General features: G+C 49.3%; 13 protein-coding genes. 5 read left to right on the top strand and 8 right to left on the bottom strand.

The annotated features are described in order from the left end of the window. Positions 1-222 precede the first annotated feature (222 nt). The 5 genes from IPP66_20515 to IPP66_20495 all read left to right on the top strand — a co-directional run bounded on the left by IPP66_20515 (position 223) and on the right by IPP66_20495 (position 4,961). Positions 223-1,608 carry a GHKL domain-containing protein gene (locus tag IPP66_20515; protein MBK9927661.1) on the top strand — a complete coding sequence of 462 codons (1,386 nt, stop codon included), beginning with the start codon at positions 223-225 and terminating at the stop codon, positions 1,606-1,608. Between the two features lie 98 nt (positions 1,609-1,706). After that, positions 1,707-2,639 carry a PD40 domain-containing protein gene (locus IPP66_20510; GenBank protein ID MBK9927660.1) on the top strand — a complete coding sequence of 311 codons (933 nt, stop codon included), beginning with the start codon at positions 1,707-1,709 and terminating at the stop codon, positions 2,637-2,639. A 182-nt stretch (positions 2,640-2,821) separates the two neighbouring features. After that, positions 2,822-3,517 carry a hypothetical protein gene (locus IPP66_20505; protein ID MBK9927659.1) on the top strand — a complete coding sequence of 232 codons (696 nt, stop codon included), beginning with the start codon at positions 2,822-2,824 and terminating at the stop codon, positions 3,515-3,517. A gap of 11 nt (positions 3,518-3,528) precedes the next feature. Next, the gene (locus IPP66_20500) at positions 3,529-4,227 is read left to right on the top strand and encodes a hypothetical protein (protein MBK9927658.1); all 699 of its coding nucleotides are present in this window, start codon (positions 3,529-3,531) and stop codon (positions 4,225-4,227) included. Further along, positions 4,215-4,961: an NAD-dependent deacylase gene (locus IPP66_20495; GenBank protein ID MBK9927657.1), complete on the top strand. Its 747-nt coding sequence runs from the start codon at positions 4,215-4,217 to the stop codon at positions 4,959-4,961. Before IPP66_20500 ends, IPP66_20495 begins: the two co-directional genes overlap by 13 nt. Before the next feature lie 152 nt (positions 4,962-5,113). On the opposite strand, the gene IPP66_20490 is transcribed toward IPP66_20495, so the two are convergent. From IPP66_20490 to ugpC, 8 genes are all read right to left on the bottom strand, one after another. Next, positions 5,114-6,055 carry a hypothetical protein gene (locus tag IPP66_20490; protein ID MBK9927656.1) on the bottom strand — a complete coding sequence of 314 codons (942 nt, stop codon included), beginning with the start codon at positions 6,053-6,055 and terminating at the stop codon, positions 5,114-5,116. A 100-nt stretch (positions 6,056-6,155) separates the two neighbouring features. Then, positions 6,156-7,652 carry a glycoside hydrolase family 13 protein gene (locus IPP66_20485; protein ID MBK9927655.1) on the bottom strand — a complete coding sequence of 499 codons (1,497 nt, stop codon included), beginning with the start codon at positions 7,650-7,652 and terminating at the stop codon, positions 6,156-6,158. Positions 7,653-7,675: 23 nt separating this feature from the next. Further along, entirely contained in the window at positions 7,676-9,289 is a 1,614-nt protein-coding gene (locus tag IPP66_20480; GenBank protein MBK9927654.1) for a DUF3459 domain-containing protein, read from the bottom strand. Between the two features lie 48 nt (positions 9,290-9,337). Further along, the gene (locus tag IPP66_20475) at positions 9,338-10,285 is read right to left on the bottom strand and encodes an ABC transporter permease subunit (protein ID MBK9927653.1); all 948 of its coding nucleotides are present in this window, start codon (positions 10,283-10,285) and stop codon (positions 9,338-9,340) included. Further along, positions 10,278-11,294, bottom strand: a complete 1,017-nt coding sequence (locus IPP66_20470; GenBank protein ID MBK9927652.1) for a sugar ABC transporter permease — start codon at positions 11,292-11,294, stop codon at positions 10,278-10,280. Before IPP66_20470 ends, IPP66_20475 begins: the two co-directional genes overlap by 8 nt. A gap of 73 nt (positions 11,295-11,367) precedes the next feature. Beyond that, positions 11,368-12,633, bottom strand: a complete 1,266-nt coding sequence (locus IPP66_20465; protein MBK9927651.1) for an extracellular solute-binding protein — start codon at positions 12,631-12,633, stop codon at positions 11,368-11,370. A 76-nt stretch (positions 12,634-12,709) separates the two neighbouring features. Next, positions 12,710-13,996 (bottom strand): ROK family transcriptional regulator, encoded by a 1,287-nt coding sequence (locus IPP66_20460; protein ID MBK9927650.1) that lies wholly within the window; start codon positions 13,994-13,996, stop codon positions 12,710-12,712. Between the two features lie 144 nt (positions 13,997-14,140). Further along, entirely contained in the window at positions 14,141-15,241 is a 1,101-nt protein-coding gene (gene ugpC, locus IPP66_20455; GenBank protein ID MBK9927649.1) for a sn-glycerol-3-phosphate ABC transporter ATP-binding protein UgpC, read from the bottom strand. Positions 15,242-15,381: the final 140 nt, after the last annotated feature.

Genomic DNA, 15,381 nt, shown 5'->3' with positions numbered 1-15,381 from the left:
CTTTTTACAAATAGTACTTGGGATGCTTAAGTTTGGCCTGCATTTCGTTGTAAAATAAAGATGTTTCATTCAAAGCTTATCCATTTGACAAGTGTCAATGAGTTGAGGTCGGGTATCAGGTTTTTGGGAACCCACGTCGCGTCTAATAGGATAAATTCGACACAACGGGGGTAATGCTCGTCGGTGAAGTCTTTCGAGTCTTCTGATGAAAGGAAAGACAGAATGAACACGTCGCACAACCCCATCATCCGCTTGTGGAAATGGTGGTTCACCACACGTTCTACTGATCCAACCGTTATATATCGTGAACGCGCCTTGCGTGTCTTGTTGCCTATCACGATCCTTTTGCGTGGTTTCGGTATACAACGCGCGTATTCTGGCGCTCCTGAACTGACTACGCCTTTCTTCCCATTGTGGGTCAATCTATTTATATTTATCGTCCCCATAATGTTTTCGATCTACTTTCTGGTAGGACAAAAAGTCGGCTGGGCGGGTGTGTTTTACCTCCTGCACTGGAATCTCACCGACCTGCTCAGTCTTTCCATTGAGGGGTATTGGTATTCAGGGTATCAGATCTCGATCATTCTTCAGGGGATTCTGGGTACACTGCTCTTGCCGAGTAATGCCATTTTGTTCTTTTTGATCTTTCAGTTGACCGTCATTGGAGGTTGGGGACATTGGCTGGATATGAACTACTACGATCCTCCGCTTCTTTCTTCGGGTCAACCCTTTACCGATTTCTGGACAACGTTCATCACCCTCGCCGCACAGGAAAGTATGATCGTGTTTATTGTCCGTTATTTGCGCCTTCAGATGGAAACATCCTTGCAAAAGCAACGGGGTGTCATTCTCCAATTGGGAGATGAGATCGAACAACGCAGACACTTGCAGAATGAGCGTGAGCAATATATTGATGAGTTGAACAAAAAGAACGCCGAGCTTGAACGTTTTGCTTACACGGTCTCGCATGATCTACGGAATCCGCTGGTTACCATCAAGGGTTTTATCGGCATGCTCAAAAAAGATGTGAAGGAGAATCGCCCTGAACGGGCCGAACATGATATGCAACGTATTGCACATGCGGCGGATAAAATGGATGCCCTACTCTCAGAACTGCTTGAACTCTCGCGCATTGGTCGTGTCGTCAACCCGCCTGAAGAGATCGATTGCCGAGAATTGGTGCAGGATACTCTCGATCTACTGGATGCAAAAATCCTTTCTTCAAATGTCAAAATTGTGATCGCAGATGTTCTGCCTGTTCTGTATGGTGACCGCATCCGTCTGTTGGAAGTATTCGAGAACCTGATCGACAATGCCATCAAGTACATGGGAGATCAGCCAGAACCAGTTATTGAGATAGGTACTCGTAATACGGCAGGTCAGCAGGTTATTTTCATAAAAGATAACGGCATTGGAGTTGATGCACAATACCATACCAAGATTTTTGGCTTGTTCGAGAAATTAGATGCCACGGTGGAAGGCACGGGCATCGGCCTTGCCCTAGTCAAGCGCATCATCGAAACGCATCATGGCTGGGTATGGATCGAATCGGAAGGCTTGGGGAAGGGCTCCACTTTTTGCTTTACCATTCCCGATGACAAAAAATAACGATGTAAAATTCACTCATGTCTCAAAGGCGACTCTTTTCCCGACGAAATAAAAACTCGCGCTTCCAAGTACCAATCGGATTGATCCTGATCGTGCTCATGATTGGCCTCTGTATGCTGATCCCTGCGGCGAACATTAACCTTGGCGATGTCAACGCCTCAGACCCCGACCTTCCAACTGCTCTGCCAACCTATACACCTGCTCCCGCACCGACAAGGCCTAACATCGGTCGCATTATCTTCACTTGCACGCGCGGTGATTTCAATCAGCTTTGCATGGTCAACGCTGATGGGACGGGTTACCAACAGCTCACAAATGTGGAAGCGCATAATTATTACCCTGTGTTTTCGCCGTTGGGCGGCTCAATTGTCTATGCGGCAAATCAAAATGGTGGATACTTCGACCTATTCCTCTTTATATTCAACGGCTCGCGCTTATTGCGTTTGACCCAAAATGTTGGGAATGCCTTCTCGCCAAGTTTTTCTCCTGATGGCAATACCATCCTGTTCGCCAACCGTGCGGCTGACGGGCCAACCTCTTTGTGGACGGTGGAGAACACAGGCAAGAATGCAAAGTTGTTATATGCCGGGCCGAATACCATTGTCTCTGCCGATTGGTCGCCAGATGGCAAGACAATCGCATTTGCCATGGCCGTGGATCAACCGAACGCCTACGAAATATTCCTCATGAACCCAGATGCTACCGATGTCCGCCAGTTGACGCGTGGTCTCAGCGGTATTGGAGGTAGTCTTGATTGGTCGCCAGATGGAAAGTATCTGTTGATCTACGCTGGGTCCGAAGGCGATAAGAATATTTTTCGCATTGATGTGGAAGCGAAGACCGCCGCCCAACTCACACAAGGCGGCAACAACGCGGCTTGTTCCTATTCTCCCGATGGTCAGTGGATCGCATTCAATTCCTTGCGGAACAACGATCAGGCTGATCTCTTTATCATGCGGGCCGATGGTTCGTCCATGCGCCAGATCACGGATAACCCTGAGCCCGATTGGCAACCTCAATGGGAGCCGTAAAGCTGGCGTACGTCATAGCGGAGTGACAAGTCCTTTCCGCTGAATCAGGCTCGGTGTCCAAGAAAGAGGCGTATTCCAAACAAGGACGCAAGGCCAAAGGGGGAGGTCAATCCACGTCAAACCGGATACAATTGATATAGTGCCCGCGGTGCGATGGGTATAAAATTGTCCATGAGGAACTCATGAAAAAGACAGTCATCCTTCTTCTTTCGGTAATCATCACAGCCTGCTCTGCGCTCCCACCGCTGGATCTCTCTTTTCTCACCCCAGCTACGCCAGCGCCGACATTTACGCCTCAGCCAACGGTCACGCATTTCCCTACGCCGACATCCACGCGTGATCCGTTTGCGATCAATACCGCGGCTCCCACCGAGATACCGCCCACGCAAGACCCGCTCATCACGCTTCCGCCGCCCACGCGTACCGTGCCACCGACTGAGACATTCCGTCCCACCATCACGCTCGAACCGATAGACCCGAGCCTGTTCACGCCCTCTCCTAATATCTTTACATATGTTTCAAGATCAACCAGCCAGGTTGTGTGGGGAAGCGCCTGTGATGGCGACCGTTCGATCACTTTTATTGCCAACGTAACCCCAGTGCGAAGATTGAAATACGTTTTGCTTTTCATAAAACTTCAGGATAAATTCAGCGGGCGCAATACCGAATGGGGCGCAGGCGCCATTATGAAAGATAACGATCAAGGTAAATATTTCTACAAACTGGAACTCGACCAGATCGAGGATTACATGTTCTATGAAGATGCGTGGTTGCAATACCAAATGGTGGCATCCACAGTTGGGTTGAACGTGCTTGGGCGTTCGGTTGTGGACCGCACCAGCGTATCGCTTACACATTGTGACGTTTTAGTTCCATGATGAGACATACCATGAAAAAGATTATTCCCGTTCTTCTACTTACTCTATTGCTCGCCAGTTGTGGCAGTATCCAACTGCCCGATATCAATGCCTTGTTGACGACCCCTACGCCCATCCCTGTGAACACCGATACGCCTCAGCCGACCGTCACGAAGATCCCAACCCGTGATCTGTTTGCCACGAAGGTCGCAACTCCCATCACATTCACGCCAGCCACAACGCCATTGGCGCCGAATGCCGTGCCCATTGTTGTGCCGACAGATACGATCGTGCCTCTTCCCACTTTCTCGGAAGAATTTATCAACGACATGAGCAGTGTTACGTTCTTTAGCCAGAACTCCGGGTTTAAGTTGATCCAATATTCTGCGCCTGTTCTGTATTGGGGGCAGGGTGCATGTGTGACACGTGCTATTAAGATTACGGCCCAAGTTGAAGACCCTGACCGCACCGACCGTGTCTTCCTCTTTTTGCGTTTACGTGATAAACAAAACACTCTCAACGTTGGTGAATGGAGCGCGGGCGCTGAAATGATCAAGGTCGATGATGGGTCATTCAATTACAACGTCGAAACATATAACCTCAGACGTTATTCGGGTTACAAGAACGCCTGGATCGAATATGAACTTGTCTCGGTCAATGAAGACCTTGAGATCCTTGGACGCACCCAGCTCTATGATCACAACCTGACACTGGCAAAGTGTGGACTTTAACTTTCCCGCCTGAACTTCTCTCGCTTCTTCTTCGGACCTCGAAACTGGTCGCACTTACAGGAGCCGGTGCCTCGCAAGAAAGCGGACTCCGCACCTTTCGCGACGCGCAAGTTGGTTTATGGGCGCAGTACAAACCCGAAGACCTAGCGTCGCCTGAAGCGTTTGCCCGTGACCCCAAACTGATTTGGGATTGGTATGCATGGCGGCGCGAAGCGATCAAGGCTGTACGACCCAACCCTGGTCATTATGCGTTAGTCGAGATCGAAAAACGCGTCTCGCAATTTACCATCATCACCCAAAACGTGGACGGCCTGCACCGCATGGCGGGCAATCAAAATGTCCTTGAACTGCACGGCAATATCCAGCGTGTACGTTGTTCCGAATGTTATATGTTCACTGAAATATGGGGGGACGATATGGAGTCTGTTCCCAAGTGTGAGTCATGCGGTGGCTTGTTGAGGCCAGATGTGGTTTGGTTTGGGGAATCCTTGCCACGCGAGCAACTTGAAGCCGCTATCGAAGCGACTCGTTCCTGCGATGTGTTCATCTCGATTGGCACGTCAGGAGTTGTGCAACCGGCCGCGTCTCTGGCGCATGCGGCTCGACACAAAGGGGCGGTCGTGATCGAAGTCAACGCCGAGCCAACACCTCTCACTTCCAAAGTGGATTATGCCTTTCATGGCAAATCTGGTGAAATACTGCCAGCGTTAGTGAAAGCCGTGTGGGGAGAGTGATCGATAACTCCGAAGGAGTGAAATGATTATAGATTTCAGATCGTGTTTATCAATCCCGAAGGGATGACATAGGTTCAAACAATGTCATCCCTTCGGGATTTTTTCAATATCGTCTATTTCTAGAATCTTGCCATCCCCTCGGGATTGGTTGGTCATGGCGCGCGTAGATCGAAGTTGTCGAACTCAATGAGGGCGTGGTCGTCTGTGTCTGTGAGTTCAACCGCCAACGCAGTGGAACCTTTGGTGAGCGTGTCATCTGTGAACTCGGTCAGATATTGATTGTTGATGAAGAAAGTAAAATGCGAGCCTTCGCCAATGACCGTGATACGGTTCGCTTTACCTAGTTTGACCAGATCAGTTTTGGTCCAGTCGATGAGAGTGCTCCATTCTTTGAAATACACATACAAGGCATACTCTCCCTGTTCGTTGATCCCAAAGTAATAGAAATTCGAATCTTCATCCTCACGGAAGACCACACCGTAATCTGCAGTTTCGGGCGCTTCCATGGCTTGGATATCCACGCTCAGGTAAAAATCTTTCAGTACCTTTCTGCCAGCTCGTACCCAGCCGATATACGATTGGTGAGCGGTTGTGTCCCATCTGTATTTTCCATCTACAACCTCGTAGCTGGTTGTAGAGTATTCATCTTCACTATTCGATTCAACCAGCCAATCGTTCTTGTTTGAATCGAATGTGTCGGTGCGGATCACCTTCCACTTGGTTGCCGCGTTCTCAGCAGTCGCCTGATAAGCAAGAGCGGTATCTGTTGCCTGGATGGCAATAGCGGTGGCGGTCATGTTGGGCGTTGGAGTGGGTGTGTTTGTAGGTGTTGGTATAGGTGTAGAAGTTGATACAGGTGTTGCGGTTAGAGTCGATGTGGGCGACGGGAAGTATTGAGCATAAAGTGTTTTGACATCGGGTTGGTAGTAAAGCAGTGCGGCGCCGAAGAAACAGAGGCATCCTATTGCGATGATGCCTATCAGGAACCATACAAGTGATCGTCCACTGGTATCCCCTTCTCCAGAGTCGATAGGTTTCATGCCCATGTTTTGTTCGTTCTTATCAAAAGGGTTGGAGAAAAGATTATCATCCATGTTGTTTATCCTTTCGCGTTTGAACAGTACTAGGTGGATCGATAAAAACAAACCAATGCTTTAAAAAGACAGTTACTTGCAAGGTAACTGTCTTTTGCTTCTACTTCAATACTACTCCGCTTCGTGCAGGGATGGTGAACCTGAGACGCCCATCCACGGATATTTCGGATGCTTCGCCAAAAATGGGTTTGGGCTTAGCTTTCGCATCATAGGTGACGTGGATATGCTGAGGCGATGCTGAAGCATTCAACGCCACGACAACCGTTTTGTCTTCGAAAGTGCGCGAGAATGCATACACACCTTCCGCTGACCACAAGCGTTTATAGTCCCCACGCCTAAGGGCAGGATTCTTTTTGCGAAGTGCCGCAACCTCTTTGGCGTAAGCGAGCAAGTCTTTATCCCATTTGGCTTCATCCCATGGGAAGGACTTGCGGCAGAACGGATCATGCTCGCCGTCCACGCCGATCTCATCGCCATAATAAATGCAGGGCGCGCCGGGGTAGGCGAACATGAACAACCATGCCAGCCTAAGCGCGGATTTATCGCCGTTGACGCAGGAAAGGAAGCGCGGTGTATCGTGTGTATCAAGTAGGTTGAGCTGTGAGTACGTGATGTCTTTTTTATACAACCCAAGGTTGTGGTCAATGCGATTGGCAAATTCGTGCGCATCGATGGAGTGGTGGATGCCGTTGTAGTTGAATTGCTGGTGCAGAACACGCAGGTCAAGACTGCCATTCGAGAAGAACGCAATAATTGGGCGTGTCACATCATAGTTCATGATGGCATCAAACTGGTCACCCTGCAACCAGCGATGTGATTCATGCCAGATCTCAGCCACGATATAGGCTTCAGGGTTGACAGCCCGCACACGATTGCGGAATTCACGCCAGAACGAGTCGTCGTCAATTTCGGTGGCAACATCCAATCGCCAACCGTCCGCGCCAAACTTGATCCAGTATTCGGCAACATCGAACAAGAAGTCACGTACAGCGAGCGTATTCACATTGAGCTTGGGCAATGCGGGCAAATTCCACCAGCCGCGATAACCGATGGCCTTTAGGCTATCTTCGCCACTTTGTAACGCATGCAGTTCGGATGTGCCGGGGTAAGCTCCCCAACGGCGACGTCCTTCCAGGCGGTCGGTATCAAAATAGAACCAATCTTGGTATGGTGAGCCAATTCCATTTTCCAGCACATGGTGGAACTGCCAGAACCCACGTGACGCATGATTGAAGACACCATCGATCACAACGCGCATGTTCTTTTTGTGGGCCTCATCCAGTAAAAAGCGGAAGGCCTCGTTGCCGCCGAGCAATGGGTCTACTTGATAATAATCAAAGGTGTGATACCGGTGATTCGAAGCAGAGGCAAATATCGGGTTAAGGTAAAGAGCCGTGATTCCCAAGTCCTTTAAATAATCAAGCTTTTCGGCAACACCGTATAAGTCACCACCTTTGAAGCCATGTACGGTGGGAGGGGAGTCCCAGGATTCTAAGGTGAGTTTACTGTTTATATTACGTGCACTTCGAGCGAAACGGTCAGGAAATATCTGGTAGAAGATCGCGTCTTGCACCCAGTCGGGAGCGGTTATGGTCATTGCAGGAACCTCAGTAAAGTGGATTAGGGTAGCAATTTTACTATGAGCGTGGAAAATGGATTTAACTCGTCTACGGGTTTGTAATTTTCGAAGACGCCACGCGTCACTGCTGGACCTTTCACCTGCTCTGCGCCAAATAGCGACTCTACACTGTAAGTTCCATCTGCCAGTACAGCACCTTTGAGCGTGAGTGCGTACTCTTTGATCGGTTGGTCGGTTAGGTTTGCCAATACAAGGAGCGTTTCACTTTCTTTCACACACAGAATGGCGTATACGCCTGAGTTTCCTGTTTCAATAACGGATACTTGTCCTGTGCGAAGTGCTGGGTGTTCCTTGCGGATTTGAATTAAGTTGCGATAGTGGTTAAGTAACGAATCAGGGTCAATATCTTGTGCGGCGACATTGACTTCAGAGTAGTTTGTAAATGGCGCGCGCCAGGGAATGACAGTTGAGAAGCCAGCATTCTCCTTCGCATTCCATTGCATGGGCAGGCGAATATCCTCGTCAGGTTTCACACCTTGCATCCCGATCTCTTCGCCGTAATAGATAAAGGGTGTGCCCGGTGTTGTGAGCAGGAGAAAGGATGCAACTTTCGCCTGCTCGATATTGCCGTTCAATGTACTCATGACACGGTTTTGATCGTGATTGGTGAGGAAGGTCGCAAAGTTGAAATCAGGCTTGTCTTTCAGCGAAAACCGTAAGGCAGAGTTGATAGGCATGTTCGTACCCGCCTGTGGACTGGATATGAACGCGCTGGCGAGTTCAAAGTTGAAGATGGCATCCAGTTGATTCTCGTAGGTCTTTGCCATGAACGCACCGCCGTTATAAACTTCTCCAACGGCGTAAGCCTCTTGTTTGTTGGCTTTGTAAAATTTATAAAAGCCTTTGTACCATTCGTGTGTGGCTGGGGTGTTTTCCACTTTGCCGTTCTCTTCGATGAGATGTTTCGCGGCGTCCACGCGAAACCCATCCACGCCGATGTCATCGAGCCAGAAGCGGGCTACATTCTCCATTTGTGCAGTGACGTCAGGATTGTTATAGTTCAAATCTGGCATCCCGCTCCAGAAGAGACCAAAGTAGTATCCGCTTTTGCCTTCGTGCCAGTTAGCACCATTCGATTTGTCATTCCAAACGTACCAGTCGCGATAGGGTGATTGCGGGTCATTGTTCGCATCGATAAAGAAAGGATGTTGGCTGGATGTATGGTTCAAAACCAAATCAATAATGATCTTGATATCGCGCTTATGGGCCTCCGCGAGCAGGTTCTTGAAGTCGTTCATTGAGCCGTATTCCGTATTGACGGCGTAGTAATTGGTCACATCATACCCATGATAAGACGGGGACGGGTGAATGGGCATAAGCCAAATGGCATTGATGCCGAGGCTTTGCAGATAGTCCATTTTTTGGATGATGCCGTTGAAGTCGCCGATGCCGTCATTGTTGGAATCGTAAAACGAGCGGACAAATATCTCGTAGAAGACCGCATCCTGCCACCATTGGGCTGATGCAGTTTCAGCGGCAGGTGCTGTCGCTGTGGCAGAAGCAGGCTGAGGGGTAGGGGGAAGCGTGGTCTGAGTCGCAGGGGCACATCCGATGATGATGGATGCCAGGAGGAGGAGAGTGATAAGTCGTTTCATATCCAGTCTCAAAAAAATCGGGCGGTCATTGTGACCGCCCGTAAGTGTTTAGCCTTTTACGCCACCAAGGGCAAGCCCACCAACGATATATTTTTGTAGATATAGATATATCACCGAAACGGGTAGCGCGACGAGAATGGCGAAGGCGGCAAATTTTGACCAAGGCGTTTGCCCTGCGAACTGCCCGACCATGCCATAGAGTGCCATCGTAAGTGTAAAGTCTTGAGGCTTAGTGAGAAATTGCCACGAGATGACAAACTCAGACCACGTGCTCATGAAACCGAGGAAACCTGTTACCGCGAGGGCTGGTACAGCAAGAGGAAGCGTAACGCGGAAAAATGCCTGATTGGGAGTGCATCCGTCAATGAGGGCGGCTTCTTCAAGTTCCTTGGGGATGGTATCGAGGTATCCTTTGAGATTCCAGATGGCAAGCGGAAGCAAACCTGAAAGCACGGCAACGCCAACACCCCAAAGTGAATTGCGAAGGTTGAATAAGGTCTTCCCAGCGCCGAAGACAACTTTGTTAAGCAATACGAACAAAGCTGGCAGGGTTGCAATGGCAGGCAACATGAGAACCGTGAGCACCGAGATCATAAAAACCTGACGCCCTGCAAATCGCAAACGCGAAAAAGCGTATGCCGCAAATACACCAATAATCACAGATGCGAATGCGGTGGTGAAGGACAACCTGAAGCTATTGAATGCCAATCGTCCAAACGAAACTGGGTTTGGGGTTGGCTGTTTTATCACTTCGCGATAGGTGTCAAAGGATGCGCCTTCTGGAATGAGGATAAGTTCCTTGGGGCGAATGTCATCTGATGGGTTGATGGAGAGGCTGAACACCCACAGCATGGGATAAAGGACAGTGAAAGCAATCGTGCCGAGGAAGAGTTGCAAGCCAAGTTGTTGCAAGAAGGTGAGTTTGCGACCAGCGCCTGAATTTCCGCTAAATTTACGGCCAATTTTCTGAATGAAAGATGGGGTTTGATTATGCATCGTAACTCTCCGTAGCTTTGGTAATGTAGTTGGTCAAAAGGGTAAGTCCAAGCAGGATGAGGAACACATAGATCGAAAATGCAGCCGCAACGCCGTAGGCTCGTTGCTCGTTGACAAGGCGGAATGCAACAGTGAGCAAAATTTCGGTTTGTCGCAAGGGTCCGCCCGCCGATAGGAAGAAGATAAGGTTGAATAGATTGAATGTGACTACGATACCGTATACCGCCGCAGGAACCATCGCTGGGCGGAGGAGGGGGAGGGTAATGCTCCAGAATCTTTGCCAGCCTGTTGCCCCGTCAATTTCGGCGGCTTCAAAGAGTTCCTTGGGAATACTCTGCAAGGCGCCAGTGGCGATAATAGTCATGAAAGGCCAACCCAACCAGACATTGGTGATCAATAACGCAAAATACGAAAGCGTGAGCGGTATGTTCTGGAATGGGTAATCCAATTGGTCAAGCCAGCGGATGTGGAACATTTCAGGGGGAAGGTGAAATAATGAGCCCATCAATTGCAATCCCTGATTAAATGCTCCGTAATCTGGGTCAAAGAAATTGCGAAAGATGTTTGCAATAATGATCTGTGGAATAATGATCGGGATAATGTATACCATGCGGTAGAAGCGTTTGAACCACAAACCTTCTGTGTTGAGGGCTACGGCGATAATAATTCCAAAGGCGACATGAAAGATAACGTTTGAAAATGTCCACCAAAGATTAAATGCTAATGTACGCCAGAAGCTAAAGCTGGAGAGTCCCAGATTTGTAGTGAGGATGTCGATATAGTTTTTGAAACCTACAAAGTTGGGTAAAGGCGCATCAACACGGATATTCTTAATGCCATAGTCTGTAAACGACATCCAGACCTGATATCCCATGGGGTAAAAAGTAATTATACCCATGACGAGAAATGCGGGCAGTATATATAGAAATGGTGTGATCTTTTTTATGGTCGGGTTTTCCCCCGCTGCCGTATCGAAAACACCTGTTGTTTTTTCTGACATGGTGTACATCTCCTCTCGAGAGACTTTGAATGGCGGTGCGTTGTATTTACAACGCACCGCCATTTTACTACCAACTACTTTCTTACTTTTTGTTTGCTGTGTTCATTGCGGCACAGGCTTCTGCTACAGCAGCAGTCGAGTCTGATTTGCCTTCAAGAACCTTTGTGGTTGCATCATTGAATGCGCCCCACCAATTGCCGAATTCAGCAGATTGAGGACGGGGGTATCCAGCGGCCGCAATTTCTGCGGCAGTTTTCACAAATGGATCGCTGGCGGAAATGTCAGTGCGAGCCATTGGATCTTTTGCAACATCTGCATAGATCTGAGCGCCCTTAGGACCAAATGCGAAGAGGGCGAAGTCGATCGCAGCTTGTTGATTGGTGCTGTTGGGGTTGAGATACCAACCGTCGATACCGGTCATGGGTGTTGCAGGGCCAGCGGGACCAGCGGGCAGAGCAACGAAGCCAAGGTTGTCACCGAGTTTTTCGCTGAAAGCACCGGTCATCCACGGGCCAGTTGTGATGAAGGCCGCGGTGCCATCGGTGAACATGGCGTTGGCTTTACCTTCGTCAGGCTCGAACACAGCGCCAGCATCCTTAAGCGCCTTGAGGTAATCAAAGGCCTCAACAAAGCCGCCTTTATCTGCAGTACAGACACCGTTTTCATCCATCAATTTGCCACCAAATGCGCCGGTGAAGAAACCGTAGTTGAAGTAATCCCACGGACGGGCAACGAGGATCTTGCCGCTCTTAACTTGGGCAAGCAATTCGTCAGTAGTGGTGGGAGCTGTTTCAACCAAGCTCTTGTTGTAGAACAAACCAACAGCCTTGGCAATACCAGGGACAGCGTACATTTTGCCTTCATAGGTCACGCCGTCAATGCCGAGCTGGGTGAAACCATCAAGCTGGCCAGCCACGAGTTCATCCACTGGGGCGACGAGACCGCCGCGAATCCAGTTGCCAAGATCGTCGTTAGGCATGGTGAACATATCTGGGCCACCACCAGCGGCAACCTCGGTTGACCATTTGTTAGCGAGTTGATCGAACGGAACATACAGAACATCAATTGTTACATTGGGGTGTTCTGCCTTATACAGATCAAGAATCTGATTGAAGGCTTTCTCTTCATTTTCGTCTGGGTGATACGAGTGCCAGATGCTGACTGTTACAGGTTCCATTGCTGGAGCTTCGGTAGCGACAACGGGGGCTTCCGTGGCGACGGGAGCCTCAGTCATAGCGGGTGCTTCAGTTGCCGCAGGGGCCTCGGTAGCTTGACCACCGCCGCATGCGGTCAAGACAAAGGCTGAGATCAGCAAAAGGGTAAACAACAGATTGAACTTCTTTTTCATTACTTCTTCTCCTTATGTATATATTGATTGAAAATCGTCACTTTTTTGCAATTGTGAGTAACTGGTTGTATGCGCATCACCTCCTTTCAAGGGATTTTTTTATTTTTGCATTTTTAAAGGACTTTTCTTTCGACCCAGCATTTTTGTTATCGGCCGCAATATGAATGGCAACGTTGATGGCCTGCACAGTTGCACCTATTAATAGAGAACGTCGCCCCAACATACCTGTAGTAATCCGTACACTTTGTTCGGATGCATGCATCGCCCTTTCCCGCACTGCTTCGCGGATCGGGGCTGTGATAATATCGCCGACTTGTGCTACGCCGCCACCGATGATCACTACGCCCGGGTTGAGCAAATTGATCAAACCAGCGATGGCAACTCCGATAGCTGTGCCGGCTCGCCGTAATATTTCCTGTGCATGAAGATCGCCACGTCTTGCCGCTTCGGCTACTTCCGATGCGGTTATCGAGTCGAGAGGAGTTTCAGATAGCAGTGTTCGTTTCCCAGACTTTGCCAGTAGTTGTCCCTGTCTGGCGATTGCATAACCACCAGCGAATGCTTCAAGACAGCCGTGGTTGCCGCAGTTGCAAAGAGGTCCATTTTCATCGATGGTAAGGTGCCCAATTTCTCCTGCGGCGCCGGTGGTTCCTCCATAGATTTGTTGATTAATGATGATACCTGCTCCAACACCGCTTCCCACTTTGATGTAGGCGATATTTTTCTCGCCGCGACCGGCTCCATATGCCCATTCGCCCAGCGCTCCCAATTCGGCATCGTTGTTCAACGTAACCGGACAGCCCCATTTTTTTTCTAATACTGTTCGAATGGGGAAGCGGTCCCAACCCGGCATGATCGGCGGTGCAATAACCATTCCTGCGTCTGTAATAACAGGTCCTGGCACTCCAACACCTACAGCCAACAGATCTGAAACCTTCATTTCTAGATTGGTCAACATACTCCGTAAATTTTCGTCGGCTTGAGCCAGACAGGCCTCAGGTCCATTTTTGATGTTGAATGGGTAGTTTGTTTCCTCGTGTATGCGGCCGTTAAACCCTGCCACGGCAATACTCAAGTGTGTCGCCCCCATATCAATTGCGCCAACCAAACCACGATGGGGATTCACCTCAAGCACAATGGGCGGACGTCCGCTTGGGGCAGACCGGCTTTCTGTCTCTTGTACCACTTTGCTGTCCATAAGTTCTTTTACGATCAGGCTGACCGCGGCTTTTGTGAGGCCCATTTTGTCCGCCAGTTCGGTACGTGATAAACCGACACCCGAAAAACGGATGAGGTCAAGAGCCGCATGTTTGTTAAAGCTCTTGACATTGTAGCCTGCTGGGAGCCAAAAAAAAGTGCTCAATATAGTCTCTAAAGTCCTTATTGTAGGATTATAGTAGCATATATTTAATACTTTTTCAAGTACTTTAACAAAGTAGTCGGGTTATTAAATAAAAAATAGGCGCTCAATTTTGAGCGCCTATTTTTTTGTGATTTAGTTATGAAACTAGCGAATCGCTTGTTCGGTTGCGGCATCGAAGATGTGAACAGCATCCATATCGAGAGCGATTTGGGCCTGTTCGCCGAGGCGCAGTTTTGAGCGGGGATCGACGCGGGCGACGAAAGTGTTCTTTCCGCTAACGAGGTAGAGGAAGATTTCGTTACCCATCAACTCGGTCACATCCACTTTTACGGCAACTTTTTCGAAGTCGACGTTGGGTGGGATGAAGTTGACATCATGGATATTCTCTGGGCGAATGCCAAAGATAATATCCTTGCCGACATGTGACTCATAAGGCTTAGCATACTTGGGCGGAATGGCAACTGAGAAATCGCCAGTGTCCACAACCAATTTGCCGCCGTCCTTGCGGAGCTTGCCAGGGAAGAAGTTCATGGCGGGGGAGCCGATGAAGCCTGCAACAAAGAGGTTGTTGGGGTGGTCATACAAATTCTGGGGAGTATCGAGCTGTTGTAACACACCCTTGTTGATGACCGCGATACGGCTTGCCATGGTCATGGCTTCGATCTGATCGTGGGTCACATAGATGAATGTGGTTTGCAGGCGCTGATGCAGTTTGCTGATTTCGGCGCGCATTGCCACACGCAATTTTGCATCCAAGTTTGAAAGGGGTTCGTCGAAGAGGAACACCTTCGGCTCACGGACGATGGCGCGTCCCACTGCAACACGTTGGCGTTGACCACCGGAGAGTTGGCGGGGCTTGCGATCGAGAAGGTCTTGAATACCGAGAATGTCAGCGGCCTCGTTCACGCGGCGCTTGATCTCGTCCTTCGGTACCTTGCGGAGTTTTAAGCCGAACGCCATGTTGTCGTACACCGTGAGGTGAGGATACAAAGCATATGACTGAAAGACCATGGCGATGTCGCGGTCTTTCGGGGCCACATCGTTCACAACACGGTCACCGATCAAAATTTCACCGCTGGAGATTTCCTCCAATCCTGCGAGAGAGCGCAGGGCGGTTGTCTTTCCACAACCAGACGGTCCAACGAGGACAAGGAATTCCTTATCCGCAACCTCAATGTTGAGGTTGTTTACAGCGATCACATCATTAAACTGCTTAACTACGTTCTTAAATGTTACACTTGCCATGGGTCTTTCCTCCGTTTCGTGGGAATATAGTGACTAGATTATACCCCCTCTTTTGGGTGAGGATAAGGAAATTGGTATGGGTTTTCTATGACGAATATCCGCTTCGGACTCACCCGCGCCTGTTCCCAATCTGGGAGTTT

Source organism: Candidatus Defluviilinea proxima (assembly GCA_016721115.1).
GTDB lineage: Bacteria > Chloroflexota > Anaerolineae > Anaerolineales > Villigracilaceae > Defluviilinea > Defluviilinea proxima.
This window is presented reverse-complemented; position numbering and strand designations above follow the sequence as displayed.

Coding starts and splice junctions, on each gene's coding strand:
- IPP66_20515 (MBK9927661.1), top strand. CDS start 223: ATGAACACGTCGCACAACCCCATCATCCGCTTGTGGAAATGGTGGTTC.
- IPP66_20510 (MBK9927660.1), top strand. CDS start 1,707: ATGATTGGCCTCTGTATGCTGATCCCTGCGGCGAACATTAACCTTGGC.
- IPP66_20505 (MBK9927659.1), top strand. CDS start 2,822: ATGAAAAAGACAGTCATCCTTCTTCTTTCGGTAATCATCACAGCCTGC.
- IPP66_20500 (MBK9927658.1), top strand. CDS start 3,529: ATGAAAAAGATTATTCCCGTTCTTCTACTTACTCTATTGCTCGCCAGT.
- IPP66_20490 (MBK9927656.1), bottom strand. CDS start 6,055: ATGGATGATAATCTTTTCTCCAACCCTTTTGATAAGAACGAACAAAAC.
- IPP66_20485 (MBK9927655.1), bottom strand. CDS start 7,652: ATGACCATAACCGCTCCCGACTGGGTGCAAGACGCGATCTTCTACCAG.
- IPP66_20480 (MBK9927654.1), bottom strand. CDS start 9,289: ATGAAACGACTTATCACTCTCCTCCTCCTGGCATCCATCATCATCGGA.
- IPP66_20475 (MBK9927653.1), bottom strand. CDS start 10,285: ATGCATAATCAAACCCCATCTTTCATTCAGAAAATTGGCCGTAAATTT.
- IPP66_20470 (MBK9927652.1), bottom strand. CDS start 11,294: ATGTACACCATGTCAGAAAAAACAACAGGTGTTTTCGATACGGCAGCG.
- IPP66_20465 (MBK9927651.1), bottom strand. CDS start 12,633: ATGAAAAAGAAGTTCAATCTGTTGTTTACCCTTTTGCTGATCTCAGCC.
- ugpC (MBK9927649.1), bottom strand. CDS start 15,241: ATGGCAAGTGTAACATTTAAGAACGTAGTTAAGCAGTTTAATGATGTG.